Source organism: Pseudoflavitalea sp. G-6-1-2, assembly GCF_012927185.1.
Classification (GTDB): domain Bacteria; phylum Bacteroidota; class Bacteroidia; order Chitinophagales; family Chitinophagaceae; genus Pseudobacter.
In genome coordinates, this window is the sequence record NZ_JABBGB010000003.1 from 1,137,584 (window position 1) to 1,157,784 (window position 20,201).

A 20,201-nucleotide genomic window follows, 5' to 3' on the forward strand; every position below is an offset into this window, starting at 1 on the left:
TTTCTGCCTGCATTACAGATGCAGGAATTCAGTGTTCTACTGAACCGGGTGCTGCTGGTTCTGAGCTGCCGCCCGCAGGTAGGCGCCGGTAAGTGATGCTGATGCTTCGAATATTTCATTCGGTCTTCCTTCGAATACAACCTGTCCTCCTTTACTTCCTCCTTCCGGCCCCATATCGATTATCCAGTCCGCATTGCGGATCACATCTGTATTGTGTTCTATCACCAGTACGGTATTGCCTCTGTCTACCAGGTGATCGAGTATCGTCAGCAGATGCCCTACATCAGACATATGCAGCCCTGTAGTTGGTTCATCGAGCACATAGATGCTGCCTTGCTTATGCAGTTCTCCGGCGAGTTTTATGCGCTGGCATTCGCCTCCGCTCAATGTGCTGAGTGGCTGACCGAGTGTGAGATAATCCAGCCCGACATCATAAATGGATTGCAGTTTCTTCTTCACTTCTTTCTTGTCGAAAAATTGAAGCGCCTGCGCAACGGTCATTTCCAGCACTTCCGCAATGGATTTTCCTTTCAGTTTGTATTCCAGCACTTCTTTGCTGAAACGCTTGCCACCACAGGTTTCGCAGGTAGACCGGATAGCTTCCATGAAGGCGAGATCGGTATAGATAAATCCCAGCCCTTCGCAATCCGGACATGCTCCTTTGGAATTGAAACTGAACAGCGAAACATGCACATCGTTTGCTTTGGCAAATTGCCTGCGGATATCATCCATGATGCCTGTGTAAGTAACAGGGTTGGAGCGGATATTGGTACTCACTGCCGACTGATCGATGTTGATTGCTTCAGGAAATCGCTTCAGAAATTCTCCGTTGATGAGCGAACTCTTGCCGGATCCTGCAACGCCTGTAACAACAGTGAACATGCCCGAAGGAATATTCACCGTTACATTCTTCAGATTATTCAATGTTGCATTCCTGATAGTGATATATCCATTGGGTAACCTGTATTGCTGCTTGAGCGGAAGCGACCGGTTCATGAAGCGGCCGGTGAGTGTGGGTGCATCGAACAATCCTTCCACAGAACCTTCGTATACTATTTCGCCGCCGCGTGCACCTGCATGCGGACCAACATCCACAATATGATCAGCGATGCGGATCACTTCGGGATCGTGCTCCACCACAATCAGTGTATTGCCTTTGTTGCAGAGTTTGCGAAGCATATCATTCAGGCGGTGCACATCTCTGGGATGCAGGCCGATACTGGGCTCGTCGAAGATATAGATGGTTTCAACAAGACTGCTGCCGAGATGCCTCACCATTTTGATGCGCTGCGATTCGCCACCGGAGAGTGAGGAAGTTTCTCTGTTCAGGCTCAGGTAATCGAGACCGATATCGATCATATGCTGCAACCGCTCTGCGATGGCGGGCACCATGGTTGCCGCCAACGGATCATCGATGGCATTGATATGCCCGATCAGCTCGCTGACTTCCATGGCAGTGAAATCTGCGATGTTGAATCCATCGATGCGGCAATTGAGCGTTACCTTGTTCAGCCTTGCTCCGTTGCATGTTTCGCAGGTGGCAGATTTGAGATACCGTTCCAGGTTGCTGATGGTAGACTCAGCCAGGGCGCTGGTATCGCGCTTGATGAAAAGCCGGTTGAATTTTTCAATCACTCCTTCGGGTTCTGTTCCATGCAGCAGCTCCTGCCATTCCGTGTCGGAATAATCTTCGAGCTTAAGGTCGACATCGAACTTGCCGCTTCCGGCGTAGGCTTTCCAATAATATGATCCTACCGAGAAGGCAGGAAAAATAATGCCCCCCTGATTGAGCGATAAAGATCTGTTGAATAATTTCTCCTGATCGGCTTCCACTGTTCGTCCCAGTCCATTGCATGCAGGGCACATGCCCGCAGGATCATTGAATGAGAACGCATTGCTGTAACCCGCATGGGGCTTGCCTATGCGCGAGAACAGCAATCTGATCAACGAATAAATATCTGTGATGGTCCCAACAGTGGATCTCGAATTGCCGCCGATCTTTTTCTGATCGATGATGATGGCTGTGGAGAGATTTTCTATCGCATCGGCATCGGGCTTCTTTGCCGATGGCATAAAATTCTGAACAAAAGCGGTGAAGGTTTCGTTCAGCTGGCGCCTTGCTTCTGCGCCGATGGTTTCGAAAGCAATACTCGATTTGCCTGATCCTGAAACGCCGGTGAAAACAGTGATGGCATTGCGCGGTATGCGCAGCGATACGTTCTTCAGATTGTTTTGCCGTGCTCCTCTGATCTCTATGAAGGTTTGTTGCATATAGATGGTTTTAGGCTGATGTGTGAATGGTGTTGCTGTAATCGGGAGTGTGCAAAATTGAAAACACCTGAATAATCAGCGCCTTCCACCACGGATTTTGAACCCGCCAAAAAGGATTTTTAACATCGGCAGTTTATGTAAACAAACAATTAGTCTTAACTTGTGTACCCATTTTTCCCCATTCATTATGCGCAAAAAAGGTATGACCGGTTGGTTGTTTCCTCCGGGAGCACAACAGTGTTGTTTCGTGGATGCACGTGGAGTTTCTGCTCAGATCTTACTGAGTGAAGAACATCTCCCCACATCCACTATTTTCTTTGGATGTACACAGCAACAGGAAAAAATTACGTTGCGTGAGCAATATGATACACCCATGCTGTCCCTTTATTTTTCGCTGGAAGGGGATACTTCTTCACTCTCCAATGGCGAGGTGTTGAGTGTATTGGGACAACAGCATATTGTGAGTTACAAACCATCTTTCGATGGGTATTATGTTTTCGATAGTCCGTCTGTAAAGAACTTCGGCGTATTGATCAATGAATCGTTCTTCGACAGACTGCATATGGATGATCTTGATTGCCTCAAACGTTTCTGGGATAAAGTGCATGCAAATCAGGTGGCCGATATTTCTCCGGCACCCATGAACATCACAGCACGCCAGCTTTCGCTGATTCATGATATTGCCTATTGCCCCTTCAATGGCAAAATGAGGATCAATTACCTCGAATCGAAGATCGTAGAGTTGTTTATTCTTCAGGCGGCGCAGGCAGAGAGTTTGCGCGGAATGAATGCCGGATCGATATCAAAAGCCGATGCCGACAAATTGCAGGCAGCCCGTGTTTATATTCGCGAGCATATGTTCGAGCCGATGAGTTTGCACGAAATTTCAAGAGCATCCGGACTGAATGAGTTCAAACTGAAGAAAGGGTTCCGCGAATTATTCGGAACTACCGCATTTGGCTATCTCAATGAACTGAGGATGGCTTATGCACGACAGCTGATACTGAACAGCGACTGCAGTATTCTGGAAGCCGCGTACAGCGTGGGTTATGCTGAACCATACAGTTTCACCAGAGCATTCAGAAAGCATTTCGGTTATCTGCCGAGTGAATTGAAAGGGTAGTTATCTTTTGATCAGTGTCAGTTTTGAACCATTCATTATTGCAAAGTATGTACCGCCAGGCAGGTCTTTGATGTTTATTGCATTAATGCCTGTTTGCAGCAGAATATTTTTAACGTTCTTTCCATCGGCTGAATAAAGATGAACCGTGCCTGGTTCATTGGTTTCAAAATAGATCATTCCGTTTGAAGGATTGGGATAGGCGAGTAATCCCTCATTTATTTTTTGTGCAAGCCTTATGATCTGACTGTTTTTGCTGCGTGTATCGATATCCACCATTTTCAACCGGTAGAAAGCCACGGCTTCTTTCTGTGGCAGTTGAAGCGTGTACTTTCCGGATCCTTTTGCGGGCACTTTTGAAACGGCCTGAAATGCAGCACTGCCGGTACTTTTCTCAATCTCAAAATAATTGAAATTGATTTCCGCAGCAGTGGACCATTGCAAACTGGCAATGCCATTGTTCAATACACCGGTAAAACTGATCAGCGTTACAGGTAATGCACTGCTGTTCCGTTCATATGCTCCTATGTCTATTGCAGTGCCCAGAATGCGCGGATTTCCTGCAATGTCTGTATCTCCCAGAAAAAGGCCGGTAGTATCGGGTGTTCCTGCATTGATGCAGGGACTGGTTGCATTGGGATAAATGCCATCGTCGGCTGTTTTCCAGATGCCATCGGCTCCGGCGGGTAATGAAACATCCACAAACGGACTGCTGGCTCCGGTAATATTTCCGGTGCCTGCACGGCTGGTTTGTGTGAAGCTGTTATTGACATTCATCGTACCGGTTTCGTGCCAGATATCGGGATTGGAGGCTGCAGTATTTCCCCAGAAAACAACATTGGTTGCATTCACATTGTTGTTGTAGTGATCGATTGCTCCGCCTCCGTTATTAGCATGGTTGTTGACGAAGGTTACATTTTTCAGATCGAGATTGCTGTTCATGTTGGCAATGGCTCCTCCATCTCCTGTACAGATGTTTCCATCAAAAACACTGTTTTTGATGGAATAGGAAGTAGAACCTGAATTATACAATGCACCGCCGTAAGCCGAACGATTATTGGTAAAAATGCAATCACTGATAATTGCATTAGCCGTCCAGCTTGAAATAGCACCGCCACCGCCTAAAGGTGTAGTAGAGGCAGTGTTATTGGAAAAGATGCAGTTGCTGATACGGGGTAACGAGAGACTTCTGTTGTAGATCGCGCCACCTGATCCATCTTTTGGAGTTGCTGTATTGTTGATGAACCGGCAATTGCTGATAACAGGAGATGAATATATATTGTACATGCCTGCACCATGAAGTGCGGTTCCGTTGCTGATGGTAAATCCATCTAATAAAGCAGTTGCATCGATGCTTTCATTGAAGATGATGCTTTTGCCATTCCCGTTCAATATAGTTTCGTTGGTGTTGGTATTGCGTTGAGCCATACTGCCGCCGCCGGTGGGAAAGCCACCGTAAAGATTTAGATTGTTCATTAAGCCGAATGACGTGCGTAGCGTTGGTTTGTAAGTGCCTTTGGCTACATGGATGCTGCTGACAAGGGGTTGCTGGCCGGCAGCCAGCATGGCTTCATCGAGTGTTTTGAAAGCGTTGGTCCAGTTACCTCCATCTCCTGATGCTGCTACTGATCCGTCAACAAACAATGTATTGTAGGCATTGGGAGTGAACGACGTTTCGTAAGCTCCCATATCGATCTTATTCCCCTGTACTCTCACCGCTCCTGTAACATCAGTGGCTGGCAAAACAATGCCCGGAATAGTATTGGTGCCGCTATTGGCTGCAGGACTGTTGTTCGGTATTTTCAAACCATCGTCTGCAGTGCCCCAGATATTATCAGGGCCTATCGGATTGGCAATATTTACAAAAAGCGGGTTGGTATTCCAGTTGGCGTTATAGCCATCCTGAATAATGGATTGCGTAACTACAGTTGGAATTAATGTATTCTGAATTACCATGGCAACGTGGTTTCCAGAGATGATGCAGTTCTGAATCACCGGGGATGAACGCGCCCCGCAATAGATTGCTCCGGCACCTCCGTTGTTCACAAAATCATTTCCCCAGAATGTGCAGTTGATGATCCTGATAGATATAGGAGCTACGTCATCTATGTAAATTGCTCCTCCCCAGTACCCTAAATTCTGAGAAAACACGCAATTGATCACTGTTACGTTCGGAGATCTTGCATTGGTGATGCCACCTCCGTATGTAGTGAGGGTGTTGGGCTGATTACCTGCAAAAACGCAGTTGATAATACTTGCGGATGAGGAAGCATTGTACATTCCACCTCCATGATTATCTGAAAAGACACAATTGCTGATAGTAGGGGAGGCCTGGTTATTGAACATTCCTGCTCCATAGCTGGCAGCTCCGCCGTTAATGGTGAAACCATCCAGTAAGGCCGCTGTTGTGATGCCTGCACCATTCACAATCGTGCGACCATTATTTCCCCGCAGTATTGATTTGAATCCCAGTTGCAGGTTTCTTTCCATCAGGTAAAGCTCTGTGCCTGCAAAGCCACCGTAGATCTTTACGCCTTCTTTCATCGAAAACGATTGTCCACTTACAGCTTGATAGGTGCCCTGCATCACAAAAATACTGTCACCAGCCTGTGCAGTGCCGAGGGCATTCGGAAAGGTGATCGGATCTGCCCATGACAGCCCTCCGCCTGTTACTGATGCTGTGGATGTGACGAACCATTTGGTTTGCGCATGTACTGAAAAAGATATGCAAAATGTAAGCAGTAGGGAGGTAGAGAGCCTCTTCATAAGGATAGAAGTTTGATTGCTTTATGGAACTATGAAATGAATCCGTAAAGCTAATCACAGTGTAACGATGCCGGAGGATGAACCTTGTCCTGACTTATAAAGCAGGACAAACTTCAGACCGTGCAGCATCACTTATTCAACTGCTGAAGGTATTCTTTGGGACTGATGCCCGTTTCTTTCTTAAATGCATTGTAGAATGCGCTGCGCGAGCTGAAACCTGCATCGTGAGCCAGCATTTCGATGGTGTATTTGCGCAATGTATCTGCATTGGACAGCTGTTCTTTGATGCAGTTGATCCGGCATACATTTATATAATCTGAAAAACTCTGATGGTAGTGATTGTTGATCAATGAAGAGAGCCTGTGTTTGCTGATACCCAGTTCTGCCGACAATACGGTGAGACTGATCTTTTTGTTTCTGAACAGTTGTTTGGAGCGGATATGATGATCAATTTGTTCGCACTCTTCTTCTGAACGCATCCTGCCCGGAATCTGACTGGTATACTGTTTCTTCAGCCTTGCCAGTGTCAGCGGTTTGATGTTGAGCAGTGAGGCTACATTCTCCTCCGGCAATCGTTCAATATGTCCGGGTTTGGTTTGAACGAAATACATATATCGTTCCAATGCATTACCTATACGGATGATGTAAGAACGCTCTTGTGCATCCCGGTAATAATGCTCTACCATTACCCGGAAAATGAAATTGAAATCGAAATAAGTATTGAAGAGTCTTTGCATCACATCGTTGTGCATGGCCAGCAGTACCGAAGATTCGATGGCCATCACGGTTTCTTTGGATGGCGTTACGCCGTGCAATCCGGTGATGGAACTGACGAACTCGTTCTCGATGGAAATATAAGTGGTTATCTTTTTCTGGTGGTGTACCGAATAACCCATCATGGCACCTGTTTTGATGAAATACATATGCTGACAGGTTTGTCCCTGCGAGAGCAGTACCTCATCTTTCTGCAGCCTGATGGTTCGAACATTGTCGTAAAATTCCTGCTGGAGACTTTCGCTTAACGGGTAGATGGAAGTCAGCATCTGCAGCAGCTGCGCTACATCATTTCTGGCAGCTTTCCGGTACTGATGGCCATTTGTCATTTCTTCAGGATAATCGGTGAAAAGTAAAGATAGCAGCTGAATTTGTAACTTTAATAACAATAAAATCCATCCAATGCCTGAAATACCTGATCTGGAAGTTTTCAGCAGGCATCTCGGTAAGATGCTTGCAGGCAAAAAGCTTCAGCATGTAAAAGTGTCGGCTGCTGCGAAACTGAATGTATCCCGCACAAAACTGGCAGGCGCCATCACGGGGCATACGCTCCAAAAAATATATCGCACAGGAAAAGAGCTCCGGTTTATTTTTTCCAACAAAGAAGTACTTGGTTTTCACCTGATGTTACATGGGAGGTTTGATTGGGAAGAAGAACTGACGGGTAAGCTGAAGCCATTGCTGGTGCTTGATTTTGGTAAAGACCGGAAACTGGCGCTGTCGGATTTTCATAAACAGGCAAGAGTGATGCTGAATCCAGAGGAAAGTGATGTGCCCGATGTGCTTTCTCCAAAAGTGAATGTGGCTTTCTGGAAGAAACAGCTCAACTCTCATACGGCGGTGAAAAAAATCATTACTGATCAGTCTGTAGCAAGAGGGCTGGGCAATGCATACTCAGACGAAATTCTCTGGCACGCAAAGATCTCTCCTTTTTCTTTCGGAGACAAAATTCCGGCTGCAGCAGCAGGCAAGCTGTCAAGGGCCATCAAAAGCACTTTGAAAAAAGCAACCAGTCATATCCTCAAAAATGATCCGAATCCGATAGGAGTTGTACTGCGTGATTTTCTCCTGATCCATAATTCGAGGAAGAAACTATCGCCGGGTGGTGCTCCGATTTTGTCGAAATCTTCTGGTGGCAGTAAAACTTACTACACAGATGAGCAGGTTCTTTATACATGAAATTTAACAGGTTATCCATCTGCATGCTGCACCTGAAAATTGAAAGCATTTTCCAGGCATCGAACAATTCCTTTTGCGATTATTTCCTGAGGGTCTTTAGTGGGGTTGTAGCCTGTGATGCTCATCCCTGCTACTTTTCCTGTTTGCAGCATGCTGTTGATGATAGCGCTGGCTTCTTCAAAACGGAGGCCTCCCGGAAGTCTGTAATCCACAGCCGGATTGATATCATCTGCCAGCACATCGGTGTCGAAATGTATCCAGTAGCCTGCCACTGTCATATTATTCAGCAGGGTATGGATGTATTCGACAGTAGCAGCTATCCCTTCAGTCTGAACTTTGTTGATCCCAATGCAATGAATTTCTGTTTCGCGGATCTCCTGTGAGCGGTATTTGATGGTTTCTTCCTGATCCCGCTGCCCGATATGAATTACATTTTCATCTTTCACGTAGGGTTTCAGTTCATGGATATTGGTGAGCACATCGGGGCCTCTGCCTGTGGCTATTGCAAGCACCATGTCAGCCACTTCGCCGGTGGTTGATCTTTCGGGCTGATAAAAATCTGCATGCGAATCGATGTAGATCAGTGCATAGTCGGAGATCTTTTTCAGTTCGGGCAGAATGCCCAGCAGAATGCTGCAATCACCTCCGGCTACCATCGCAAAATGATCCTGGCTGAGCGTGTCAGCTACCGGTTGCATGAGTGTTTCTGAAAAATCTCTCAGGAGCACAGGGTTGAGACAATTGGTTACCGGATCTCTGTTGGCGCTGTAAAAAGTATTGAAGGTCGGAACCTCTGTCACGGGAGGATGAGCTCCGGTTCTTTCAAGCAGACCATTGTTCAGCAATGCCGTTGCCTGCATTTCGGCTGTGTTGGGTCTCAGTCCGAGTATGGATGGCGCTGATATTATCCTTATTTTGTAGGGAAGGTTTTTCATGATGCAAGGTTTTGTTGCATCGACCTTCCAAAATAATGCCCACCCTCTTTATTGAACGCTTTCTCCCGATAATCGTATGCGCTGCAGCCATTTTTTTCTGAATGAATCGGTTGAATTTTTCATTACGGCGATATAAGTCACCTTTACAGGTGATATTCCGCAGAATTGGAGTGTCCCTTTTTTGAACTGATTGATGGCGGGGCGTTTCATAACCAGCCAATGGTACCATCCCGGAGTGTCTGCTGTTACAATTATGTGGCCTGTTTTCCCTTTCAGCAGTTTATTGGGTAAGGGCTTACCCGGTATGTTTTCGTAGGTAATGCCGGGAAGGAATACCCGGTCTATGAATCCTTTCATGATGGCAGGATAACCATACCACCATACCGGGAAAAACCATACAAGATGATCGGCTTTTTGGATCAGTTCTACTGACGCTTTGAGATCGGGTTCCAGCTCCATTCTTTTTCTGTAGCCAAACTGCAGGCTGGGATTGAATTGCAGACTGCCGATATCGATACGGGATATTTTTACGTCTGTTTTGCTTAATCCCTGAAAGTAGGCATTTGCCAGTGCGTGATTGAAACTTTCTCTATCAGGATGTCCGTTGATGATGAGTACATTTTTCATTTTGCCTGTTTGCAGCAAAATAACAGGGTAGATTCATGGGTAAAAAGGACAAATGTCTAAATCGATTTGCGTAGTCTGCTCAGGTGCCGTTGTGTAATGCCCAGATATGAAGCCAGATGATTCAGCGGAATTTGCTGAACATACTCAGGGTGGTTTTCCAGTAATCGTTTATAACGTTTCTCTGCAGGCTCTTTCAACAAAGAGATCACGCGTTTTTCCATGGTGATGAACTCTGCTTCTGCTATCGCTTTGCCGAAACGAAGCCAGTTGACGTGTTGTTTTTCCAGTTGAATCAGGGCCTGATGCGGGATTACAAATATCTCCGTGTCGGCCGCTGCAACAATGTTTTCTTCGGTTGGAGTTTGGGTGATGAATGATGCATACGCTGTAATAAACGATCCCGGAAAGAAAAAGCAATAGGTGATCTCTTCTCCTTCGCTATTGATATAATAAGACCTGAATAATCCTGATTTTACAAATGCCACTGACTTGCAGGTATGGCCCTCAGTAATAAAGAGTTCGCTCTTCTTTAAGGATTTTTCATGTCCTGCCTGAACGGCAAGTCCGATCTCTTCATTGGTGAGAATGTTGAATGATTGCAGGTATTCTTTCATAGATGAATAGGTGCAATATACTTCAGTTTATTTCTTCACCTCGGTAACCTTTAGGTTTGTGCCGTCCCAGGTGTAGGCTCTGCTTTTCTTCTCTGTTACTTCAAGAATGGGTTCTCCGTTCTTGTCTAATTTCTTTTCGTTGCTTTCTTCTGTTTTGCTGTTCCAGAAGATCATATCAGGCTTGCCATTCTTCTCGTTGGGGAAAGTGAAATTTTCATCGTGATAATACACGCCGGCATCTCCAACAGTCATTTTACCGGGGAGTTGCACCAGCTGATTGTTTTTGGTGAATGCGAGGTAATGATACATGGTTGGGATGCCGCAGGCTTCTCCGCTGAAAGTGAACACGAGGATCTGCTGAACATTGGTGAGCCCCATGCCGCTCATGATCTTGGCTTCGCTCCAGTTGGCGCTTTCATCATCGGGAGTGGCGAAGGAAGCTTTCGCAATGATCTGGCCATTCTGCACCACTTTCAGTTTCATCAGAAAGTAAGATAATTTATGTTTTCTTCCATCTGCCACTATGGTGCTGTCGAATTTGCGTTCGGGTGCATACACGTATTTGATATCTCCTCTGCGCAAAGGCATGCAGCTGACTAGTCCCTGCCAGATATAACCGGTTTTCTGTGAGCCGTTCTTGGTGTAGTAGACAGCCAGCCAGGGACCTTGCATGCCACGGATGGTAAGGGCCTGTTTTTCAACTTTGGCTACCTGAATATTGTCTCCGGCAAATAATGTATCCAGTGGCGGTTGTTTTGTATCGGGTGAAATGCGCACGTAGGCTGTATCGGCGAAAATATATCTTTCGATGGGAGTGTCGCCGGGATAGAGGCCCCAGCTGCGGAAATCGGAATAACGGGTATCATCGTCCTGTGCATGTGCAGCAACAGTAAATGCGAGGCAAAGAATAGCAAATAGTGTTCTCATGAATTAATATTCTGGCCTCAAAACTATTACATTTTTCCGGGCTGTGCTATCCCGGAAAACAGGTAGAATCGATGTTGGCATCAGTTCCCCGATGCAGTGCTTTTTGCGAGTTTGTTATGATAGAGCAGGTGTGCAATGAGTGTAAGCAGCGTAAAGCTCATGCCAACGAATACCACGCCATTCCACTGATAATGATTCCACGCTTTTGCTGCGAGCCATGTACCGGTAGATCCTCCGATAAAATAGCTGAACATATACACGGTGTTGAGACGGTTCTTGGCGCCCACATTCAATGCAAAGAAAGTTGATTGATTCATGATATGCATCGACTGCAATCCGAGATCGATGAGTATGATGCCGATGATCAGTCCGATATACGTAAAACCTCCGAACCAGAAGATCACCCAGCTGAGCACCATCATGAGTATGGAATACAGAATAATATGGAACGATGAGAATTTGTTGGAAATGCGGCCCACCACTGCAGCTGCTAGTGCGCCAACTGCTCCGATGATGCCGAAAGATCCTGCTACTGCCGCACCTGCATGGAAGGGCGCTTCTTCGAGATGAAAAACCAGCGTGGTCCAGAATGCGCTGAAGGCTGCGAAACCCATTGCTCCGCGGAATGATGCGAGCCGCAGCACGGGCTGCGTGCGCGTGAGCTGCACCAGCGAACGCATCAGTGCTCCGTAATTGCCTGCAAAGTTCGGATGCACTTCCGGTAGTTTGGCTGCAATGAGTATAGCCAATATCGCCATGCAGACAGCTGCTACGTAGTACATGGCTCTCCATCCCCAGATATCACCGATAAATCCGCTGATAACGCGGGAAAGGAGAATGCCGATCAGCAATCCGCTCATCACCATTCCGATGCTGGCACTTTGTTTTTCGGGAACGGCCAACTCGGCAGCCATCGGTACGAAGATCTGTGGCACCACCGATGTAAATCCTACCATGAAACTCAATGGCAGCAGCCATTTCACGGAGGGCGCCATGGCCATGCCGGTGAGCGATAATATGATGAAGATAAAATCGAAGAGAATAAGCCGCTTGCGCATGAACATATCACCCAGCGGAACTATCAGCAATAACCCCATGGCGTAACCGATCTGTGTTAACATGGCGATGCTGCTGATGGTGTTTTCCGACACGTTGAGATCGCGTGCCATCAATCCCAGCAAGGGCTGGTTGTAGTAGTTGTTGGCAACTACCAGGCCCGCGGCGATGGTCATCAGCCAGAGTGTGGAGCGGGTGAGTACGGGTTTCCCTGAATACTGGTTCATGCGCAAAATTGAGAAATTTATCCGAAGACGCCGCTACAAATCATTTACCGCCTGCTTTTTCAAGCACGGATACTATCCCTGAAAAACCGCGTGATCTGGCATGCTGCAGTGGAGTGATACCGTCGTGGTCGGGTATGTTCACATTGCAGCCTGCGTCTATGAGTGTTTGAATGATGTTGATATACGTCTGGCTTCCGTTGCCGAGTACGATGGCTTCCATGAGGCCCGTCCAGCCAAGCCGGTTCACATGATCGATGGGAAAGCCTTTGGTGCTGGCCAGCAGCTTTACCACATCGAGATGCCCTCTTTCGCAGGCGGGTATCAATGCAGTTCCATTGTACCGGTTGAATACATCGAAACGTGCGCCATTGCTGAGGTATAGCTTCACCAGGTCTGTATAGCCCGATGCGCCGGCAAAGAGAAAGGGGCTGTCCTGAATATTGTCCTGCATGTTTACATCTGCCCCGTGAGCAACCAGTATCTGTGCCATTACCAAATTGTTTGCATGTGTGGCAATGAGCAGCAGATTCCGGTTGTTTTTGTCACGGGTGTTCACGTCTGTTCCGCGCTTCAATTCAGCTTCAACCGCCGCCGTCTGATTATTCATCACGGATTCGATGATGGAAATCTGAGCGGCATCTGGTTGATGAACGTGGTTCTTCATAGTACAGGAATTGAGCAGGTACACCGAGAGGATTATAAAAATGTTATTCATAGGGATGGATTTTAGTACACCACATTTCCGCTATGGACCAGCGACCGGACCGGCGAAATTCTCGAAACTGCTTCCGCAGAGCAGCTGGCATCCACCAGCACAAAGCTGGCTGTGTCTCCGGCTTTGGGCCATTGACGGTTGCCTTTTTCATCCAGCGGAAGGAGATTGCAGGTAGCTAACCTGAGACTTCTGTTGAGCTCGAATTCTGTAGAGTATCCATATAGTTGCGCCATCAGGTTGGCTTTTTGCAGCACACTGCCTGATCCGAAAGTATTCCAGTGATCGATGATGCTGTCGTTGCCCGTCATCACTTCTACTCCGTATTTGTAGAGAGTTGGGATGGGCATGGTGATGCCTCCGAATGGGATGGTGCTCACTACGCCGATCTTTGCATTGGCCATTTTCTCTACTGTTTCCTGCAGTTTGGCAGGTTCCAGTTTTGCCAGCACAAAGCAGTGGCTGAGCCATGTTTTACCTTTCAGCACAGGGTTTTCATTCACTTTACTGATGAGATATTCCACGGTCTTCAGTCCGGGTTCGCCTCCTTCGTGCAGGTGAATGTCGATGCCTTTGTTGTGATCGAGTGCAAGCTGAACAACTATGTCCATGCTCTTTTCGATATTGCCATCCACTGAATTGGGATCGAGGCCTCCGATGAAATCGATATCCATCTGCGCTGCTTCCTTCATCAGTTGTTCGGAATGCGAATAGAGAATGCCATGTTGCGGAAATGCCACCAGCTCTGCACCGAATGAGTTCTTCTTATTCTCCAGCGCCTTCTGGAGGTTCTTCAGCGAATCGAGTTTCGAAGTAGGATCGATGTTCACATGGCTGCGTGCGAAATTGCTTCCTTTCGATTGCAGCAACTCTATCAGCTTCTCCGCGCGGTAGGTAGATGTCTTCAGCATCTCCGGCAGTATTTGCTGTTCGAGTGCAATCATGTCTTTTACGGAACGCTGCTTTTTGGAGCGCGCTTTCCATGGACCACCGTAAAAAGTTTTGTCGAGGTGAATATGCATGTCCCTGAATGCAGGCAGCATCAGCAGTCCTTTGGCATCGATGCCTTTTGCATTGGGTTCGTTGGGCTTTACGGATCTTATTTTCCCGTCGCTGATTTCGATGGTGAAGAGTTCTGTGCGTGTTGCAACGATCTCTCCGTCTTCCGTTTCAAATCCGGTTTCGAGTCTCACATTTTTTATTAGAGAGACTTTGCCCGGAGCGATGGTTTCGGGTGTAGGGGCTGTATGTGCACTGGCAACGTTACCGGCCAGTATGCCGCCGCCTGCCAGAAGAATAGAGGAGTTTCTGATAAAATCTTTGCGTGAGAGGGGTGAGGTCATTTACTCAGATTTTTTAGATAATCAAAGTTACCCACACCCTGCGCGGATTTGATGTGATGATTATGCCATAACTTGTAAATTTTATAACTGTTCCCTGAATTCGCGGGGCGAAACGTTGGTTTGTCCTTTGAAGAAATTGGAGAAATAAGCGGGATCATTGAAGCCAAGCCCGAAAGAGATCTCCTTGATCGATTTATCTGAAGCCTGCAGTAAACGCTTGGCTTCGAGTGTAATGCGGTTCTGTATCAGGAACATCGCAGGCACATTGAAATGCCGCTGGCTCAGTATATTGAGGTAATTGGGTGTGATGTTGAGCTGTGATGCGTAGAAACTTACAGATTTCTGTTCTCTGAAATGTGCATCCACCAACGTGTAGTATTGGTGCAATATCGGTTTGGTGCGATAAATGCTCATGTCTTTGAATTTCTTCTCTGCTTCGCGGCTTACCATTTCTGCAATCAGCCTGCTGCGCAGATTAACGATGCTCCATTGCACAGGTTTCTTCTGCAATTCTTTTTTGATAGCGAAGATCTCATAATGCAGCTTGCTGTACATCTCTGCAGAAAGATTCACTACCGGGTGCTTCTGATAAAGTATATAGGAGAGATCTAGAGAAGAAGAGAAGGACTCATAGATGCGCCTGCTGATCATGAGCTGAAAAGCCCTGGTGCTCTTGCCTAATTTCCAGGTGTGCACCTGATCAGGAAATAGCAGATGGATCTGCGAGTCCTTCACTTTATAATCAACGAAATCGATGGTGTGTATGCCGCTTCCTTTTTCGAATAGCTGGAAAATGAAGAAATCGTGTTTGTGCGGTTTCTCTATCAGTCTTTCTCCGATAATATCGTGGTACTGCAAACTGTCGTCTGCTTCCAGTTCTATCTGAAATTCCCTGATACCGAATGTGGGATACTGTTCCTTCTTTTTTTGCTGTCTGCTGCTTTTAGTCATTGGCTGATTTTATGACCGGATATGCATCATGCTGCAAAAATAGTCAGTGGAACTGATATGTGCTACAACGATTATTTCAGGGTAATGGTAGTGTTTTATCAGGCATTCCCGTTCAGGATACTTTTGTAATGCGGATTGTACATGATGCCGAGTACATTACCGAACGGATCGATCACTGAAGCGGTAATGAAATCGCCGTTTTCTCCTCTTGGTGTAACAGGCTCCAGTTCTTTTGCGCCCATGCCGATCAGCTGCGCGAACGTTGCCTGTACATCTTCCACATGCCAGTAAGCCACACCACCGCCACCAATGCCTTGTGCAAGGCTTTGAGGTGCATATTTGCGATCGATAAATCCGAGTTCATGTTCATAATCGCCGATGCGGAATTCAATGTATGCAGGTGCTTCGGCATTCGGAAATGCGTAGTATGCCTCAATCCCCAGCAGTTGGCTGTACCATTTTTTTGCTGCTGCGATATCATCTGCGAAGAATGTTACTGTTGCCAGTCCTTTCAGGTTTTTTGAAGTTGCCATATGTATTGTTTTTTGTTTGACAGATCAAAACTATCATGGCGGAGTGACAGCAGTATGTCAGCAGGATTTTCTAAAACTGATTTTTTTTGAAAGGTATTGCTCCGGAAATACGAATGCTTTTTGCGTATATTGCTTTGCTTATCTTAAAATAGTCACATGCAGATTACAGTAACACCAAGGCTCGTGATCAGAGAACTGGTTCTTGAGGACGCACCATTCGTTCTCAGCATTCTCAATACTCCCGGATGGATCCGCTTTATTGGCGACAGAAAAGTACACGATCTCGCTGCTGCGGAACAATACATCGATACAAGATTCATCTACAGCTACAACACTTACGGATACGGCATTTACGCCATCGAATCTTCCGAAGGAAAATTACTGGGCCTCTGTGGACTGGTGAAAAGAGACTACCTGCCGCATCCTGACCTCGGTTATGCCCTGATGCCGGAGAACGAAGGACAGGGGTATGCGCGTGAAGCTGCAGCGGCAGTGTTGCGTTATGCCGTTGAAACCCTGGGGCAGAAAGTGATTCACGCGATTGTTACACCCACCAATTCACGATCTGTACACCTGCTCGAACAACTGGGTTTCAGTTTTGAAAAAGATATTATGGATACAGGAGAGCGGTTGCTGCTATTCAGCTATCATGCGAATGGATCAGCAGAGCAATAGGGAAAGATAATTACGAGTTGTGCATATGCTTCCGCCTGAATTCCTGCGGACTCTTACCGGTTTGTTTTTTGAAGAAGCGGCAGAAATAACTCTGATCTGCATAGTTCAGTTCACCTGCGATCTGTGTAACTGTGTGCTGCGTTTGTATCAGCAGGCTCTTGGCTTCGGTGATCAATACCTCGTAAATGAATTCACTGGCAGGTTTGCCGGTAACGGCTTTCACCGTATCGTTTAGGTAATGCGGCGTAACATACAGCAGCGCTGCATAATCCGATACCTGCCTTTTGCTAAGGTAGTGTTCCGCCACCATTTTTCTGTACTGCGTTACCAGCTGCTGGCTTTTGGGAATGCCGGACTGTTCTGTTTGTTTTTTGTGGCGATAGATGCGTTCAATTTCTATCAGCAAAATGTTGAGGTATAATCTTACCAGCAGATCGTCGTTGATGCTTTTGCGTTGGCTGTATTCGAAACTCATTTTCTCAAACAGCTCAATGATAGCGTCCGCCTCGGTTTCGGATACTTTCATGAACAGATCGTTGTCTGGCTGAAAGAAAGGGTAGTGGTTTAGCTTCACCTGATGGCGGAGGCAGAGCAGAAAGTAATCGGCGTCGAAGATTACATGATATCCTTTTACATCATTGCTCCAGTGTTCAATAGTGTGGAGTTGATTTTCGGGAACGAAGTATAAAGTGTTCGCACCAAACTCATAGCTTTTGAATCCGATGGTCTCCTTTACTTTTCCGCGAGTGACCAATACTAGTGTATAGAAACTTCTGCGTGTTGCAGAGAACGGATGCTCCTTGTGAAAGGTTTTGAGTTTCTCCAGCGGCATCACTTCAAAGAAGTTCTGCGTACGCGCCTGCCCAAAATCGCAGCTGATCTGTCCGGTTTCAGACAGGTACTGCTTTTTGAAATCCTGTGGATTCTTTATCAGCTTAGGCTTTCTGGTACTGCTCATAATCCTGCATAATTAATCCGCCGTTGCAGGCGATGCCTGCCTTGGTTCCTGAAGATGCTGCAAATATCACCTGATGTGCCATTGGGTGCGACAGATCTCCAACTGCAAAAACGCCGGGTACGGTTGTCTGAAAATGTTCATCCACCACCACTGCGCCTTCTTCTGTGAGACTGCATCCCAGCTGCACTGCAAGTTCGTTGTGGAACTTATATCCGGTGGCTCTTACATAAACAGCCGTAACCTGTGATTGTTTGCCATCTGCTGTTTTCACAACCACACCTGCCGGATAATCGATCAGTTCGGTAACAGTAGATTCAATCACAGGAATATTATTGCCTGCAAGCCATTCTTTGAATTTGGGCGATAATTCTGCTGTTCCGTTGGTGAACAACTGCACTTGTTTATTGAGATTATAAACAAGTGGCACCACATGCTCAGCAGCTTTACCATTATTGATCAGTGCAACGGGTTCGTCGCGCACTTCCCATCCATGGCAGTAAGGGCAATGGATCACTTTGCCACCCCATAGTGCTTTAAGGCCTTTGATTTCGGGAAGCAGATCGGTGAGGCCGGTAGCGAGTATCACTCTTCTTGCTGAAAAAGTTTCTCCTTTGTTATTGGTGATTATGAACCGGTTGCTCTGTTGTGTTATGCCTGTTACGCGCGATTGGCTGAATTGCACACTGGTATAAGGTTTCAGTTGTTCTCTTGCAATGCGCAGCAATTCTAGCGGCGGTGTTCCATCGCGCGTAAAAATATTTTGTGCATGCGCTGCAGGTTTGTTGCGTGGTTCACCTGCGTCGAAAACAATGGTTCTTCTGCGTGCACGGCCTAGTGTGAGTGCCGCTGATAATCCTGCTGATGCGCCACCGATGATGGCTACTTCCTGTTCCATATGCCGATGTTTTTTGAGGTAATCCTGCCGAATTGATCAGGTACAAACCGTCTGGTAGCTTTTGGCTCTCTGGATGAGTTTGCACCTGGGTTCCTTATCTGAAGGCAAAATTAGGCAGTATTTCTGTGCTGGAGTTGGATTATTCGTGTGAGTTTAGGTACAAATCGCCGGTAGTGCAGTGCAGCCCTGAAATACAAAAGCCCCCGGAACTGCCGGAGGCTTTTGCTGCACTTGATTCTTGTATGAGAATGTTTACCAGTTGAATTTTTTGAGGTTCACCAGTCCGCTCATGTTGAGGTTGGTGAGTGCGCAATCATCTGCATTCAGATCTACCAGTTTTCTCAGCTGCGTTACCTTCAATGTTCCGAGTTCTTTATTGTCCCAGATCCAGAGCATCTCAAGGTCTTTGAGTGATCTTGCATCCAGAGATTTCAGGTTGTTGCGTTGCAATTGCAATTCCTTGATCTTGGTAACTCCTTTGAAAGTAAAAGTGCGGATCTCGTTATCGTTCAGCTGGCATTTTTCGAGGCTGGTGCATCCGCTTACATCCACATCGAACAGCATATTGTTGTTCAGTTCCAGCTCTTTCAGTTTAGGCAGATCTGTAAGATCGATTTTGATGATGCCATTATAATTGATGTAAAGGCCTTCCAGATTGGAGCATCCTTTTACATTGATGCTTTCCATTTTGGTGGAGAAGCCATATACTGCTCTCAGTTTTTTCATGCCTGAGAGGTCCACATTGCGGATATCATTGTAATAGAATCCAAACTCTTCGAGATTGGTAAAACTCTTGATGCCGGTGAGGTTGTCGATGCCGCGTTTATCTACATACAGCACTTTTACTTTCTGTGCTTCCGCTACAGAGATTTCACCATCGCCATTCAGGTCTACATTGGCGTACACGCAGGCTTTCTTGAAATTGGGATCGAGGAACTTCACGTTCTGTGCCATGGCGGTTCCGCTAAAGATCAATCCCAGACTGATTTGTATGATTAATTTCTTCATTGTTCCTGATTTAGTTGGTTACTACTACTGTTACACGTTCGCCATCGGCTTTTACTTCCACAACGGCAGAAACTTCCATCTCTACATCGTATTTGTAGGTATAGGAAGTATAAATAGGCCAGGAAGAAACTGCCTGTCCGTAATAGTTATAGCCTACCGATGTTCCGGTCTGCACTGAGTAACTGGCTGATTTCTGATAGTCGATCCAGGTAACGAGATAATATTTGCCCGGCTTCAGTCCTCTGAATTCAAAAGTGCCTCTGTCGTCCATCGTTCTGCCTTCGATGCGATAACTGAAGGCATCATTGGTCATGGTAGCAACCTTCTTTCCTTTTCTGTATTTCTTGTTCAGTTCCGCAAACTCCATAATGTAGGGAGTAGCAGGGAAGAGGTTGATAGGGTCTTTCCGACCGGGGTAGTAAGTTGTTCCTCTCTTTTTTATTTTGGCTGTTCCTGAAATAATGGCTGTTCCTTCTTCCATTTGTTTGGCAGTGGTTGCTTCATCGAATGGCGTTTCGGGATACACATAGGTGGGTGCCTTCTGAGCCATGGCTCCCAGGCCGGTCAAAAGCAGGCCTGCTATGATGAAAGCCTGTCTGGTACTACGTTTCATATCTCTTCTTTTGAGGT

At 46.5% G+C, this 20,201-nt stretch carries 19 protein-coding genes; 3 read left to right on the forward strand and 16 right to left on the reverse strand.

Annotated features, from left to right (window positions below):
* Positions 1-36 precede the first annotated feature (36 nt).
* The gene (locus HHL16_RS21995; protein ID WP_169427487.1) at positions 37-2,271 is read right to left on the reverse strand and encodes an excinuclease ABC subunit UvrA; all 2,235 of its coding nucleotides are present in this window, start codon (positions 2,269-2,271) and stop codon (positions 37-39) included.
* Positions 2,272-2,458: 187 nt separating this feature from the next.
* Between HHL16_RS21995 and HHL16_RS22000 the strand changes: the two genes are divergently transcribed.
* Positions 2,459-3,394 (forward strand): AraC family transcriptional regulator, encoded by a 936-nt coding sequence (locus HHL16_RS22000; protein ID WP_169427488.1) that lies wholly within the window; start codon positions 2,459-2,461, stop codon positions 3,392-3,394.
* Here the strand turns inward: HHL16_RS22000 and HHL16_RS22005 are convergent, their stop codons facing one another.
* Both HHL16_RS22005 and HHL16_RS22010 read right to left on the reverse strand, forming a co-directional pair.
* A complete protein-coding gene (locus HHL16_RS22005; RefSeq protein WP_169427489.1) occupies positions 3,395-6,157 on the reverse strand; it encodes a choice-of-anchor Q domain-containing protein in 2,763 nt (920 codons plus the stop codon). It lies immediately after the preceding gene.
* A 128-nt stretch (positions 6,158-6,285) separates the two neighbouring features.
* Positions 6,286-7,260, reverse strand: a complete 975-nt coding sequence (locus HHL16_RS22010) for a helix-turn-helix domain-containing protein (protein WP_169427490.1) — start codon at positions 7,258-7,260, stop codon at positions 6,286-6,288.
* A gap of 73 nt (positions 7,261-7,333) precedes the next feature.
* Here HHL16_RS22010 and HHL16_RS22015 point away from each other — a divergent pair, with 73 nt between their 5' ends.
* Positions 7,334-8,110, forward strand: coding sequence for a DNA-formamidopyrimidine glycosylase family protein (locus HHL16_RS22015; RefSeq protein WP_169427491.1), 777 nt, complete (start codon positions 7,334-7,336; stop codon positions 8,108-8,110).
* A gap of 11 nt (positions 8,111-8,121) precedes the next feature.
* On the opposite strand, the gene HHL16_RS22020 is transcribed toward HHL16_RS22015, so the two are convergent.
* From HHL16_RS22020 to HHL16_RS22060, 9 genes are all read right to left on the reverse strand, one after another.
* Complete coding sequence (locus HHL16_RS22020; protein WP_169427492.1) at positions 8,122-9,045, reverse strand: arginase family protein; 924 nt, start codon at positions 9,043-9,045, stop codon at positions 8,122-8,124.
* Positions 9,046-9,093: 48 nt separating this feature from the next.
* Entirely contained in the window at positions 9,094-9,672 is a 579-nt protein-coding gene (locus HHL16_RS22025) for an NAD(P)H-dependent oxidoreductase (RefSeq protein ID WP_169427493.1), read from the reverse strand.
* A gap of 56 nt (positions 9,673-9,728) precedes the next feature.
* Complete coding sequence (locus HHL16_RS22030; protein ID WP_169427494.1) at positions 9,729-10,286, reverse strand: Crp/Fnr family transcriptional regulator; 558 nt, start codon at positions 10,284-10,286, stop codon at positions 9,729-9,731.
* 27 nt (positions 10,287-10,313) lie between these two features.
* Entirely contained in the window at positions 10,314-11,213 is a 900-nt protein-coding gene (locus HHL16_RS22035; protein ID WP_169427495.1) for a hypothetical protein, read from the reverse strand.
* An 80-nt stretch (positions 11,214-11,293) separates the two neighbouring features.
* Positions 11,294-12,496 (reverse strand): MFS transporter, encoded by a 1,203-nt coding sequence (locus tag HHL16_RS22040; protein ID WP_169427496.1) that lies wholly within the window; start codon positions 12,494-12,496, stop codon positions 11,294-11,296.
* Between the two features lie 40 nt (positions 12,497-12,536).
* Entirely contained in the window at positions 12,537-13,211 is a 675-nt protein-coding gene (locus tag HHL16_RS22045; RefSeq protein ID WP_169427497.1) for an ankyrin repeat domain-containing protein, read from the reverse strand.
* 11 nt (positions 13,212-13,222) lie between these two features.
* Positions 13,223-14,551, reverse strand: coding sequence for an amidohydrolase family protein (locus HHL16_RS22050; RefSeq protein ID WP_169427498.1), 1,329 nt, complete (start codon positions 14,549-14,551; stop codon positions 13,223-13,225).
* Positions 14,552-14,632: 81 nt separating this feature from the next.
* Positions 14,633-15,502: an AraC family transcriptional regulator gene (locus HHL16_RS22055; RefSeq protein WP_169427499.1), complete on the reverse strand. Its 870-nt coding sequence runs from the start codon at positions 15,500-15,502 to the stop codon at positions 14,633-14,635.
* Positions 15,503-15,600: 98 nt separating this feature from the next.
* Positions 15,601-16,035 carry a VOC family protein gene (locus HHL16_RS22060; protein ID WP_169427500.1) on the reverse strand — a complete coding sequence of 145 codons (435 nt, stop codon included), beginning with the start codon at positions 16,033-16,035 and terminating at the stop codon, positions 15,601-15,603.
* Between the two features lie 156 nt (positions 16,036-16,191).
* Here HHL16_RS22060 and HHL16_RS22065 point away from each other — a divergent pair, with 156 nt between their 5' ends.
* Positions 16,192-16,710, forward strand: coding sequence for a GNAT family N-acetyltransferase (locus HHL16_RS22065; RefSeq protein ID WP_169427501.1), 519 nt, complete (start codon positions 16,192-16,194; stop codon positions 16,708-16,710).
* Positions 16,711-16,720: 10 nt separating this feature from the next.
* Here the strand turns inward: HHL16_RS22065 and HHL16_RS22070 are convergent, their stop codons facing one another.
* From HHL16_RS22070 to HHL16_RS22085, 4 genes are all read right to left on the reverse strand, one after another.
* Entirely contained in the window at positions 16,721-17,668 is a 948-nt protein-coding gene (locus HHL16_RS22070) for a helix-turn-helix domain-containing protein (RefSeq protein WP_169427502.1), read from the reverse strand.
* Positions 17,646-18,563: an NAD(P)/FAD-dependent oxidoreductase gene (locus tag HHL16_RS22075; RefSeq protein ID WP_169427503.1), complete on the reverse strand. Its 918-nt coding sequence runs from the start codon at positions 18,561-18,563 to the stop codon at positions 17,646-17,648. The genes HHL16_RS22070 and HHL16_RS22075 overlap by 23 nt, the downstream gene beginning before the upstream one ends.
* A gap of 252 nt (positions 18,564-18,815) precedes the next feature.
* On the reverse strand, positions 18,816-19,571 hold the full coding sequence (locus tag HHL16_RS22080; protein ID WP_169427504.1) for a hypothetical protein: 756 nt from the start codon (positions 19,569-19,571) through the stop codon (positions 18,816-18,818).
* Positions 19,572-19,581: 10 nt separating this feature from the next.
* Positions 19,582-20,184: a hypothetical protein gene (locus tag HHL16_RS22085; RefSeq protein WP_169427505.1), complete on the reverse strand. Its 603-nt coding sequence runs from the start codon at positions 20,182-20,184 to the stop codon at positions 19,582-19,584.
* Between the last annotated feature and the right edge of the window lie 17 nt (positions 20,185-20,201).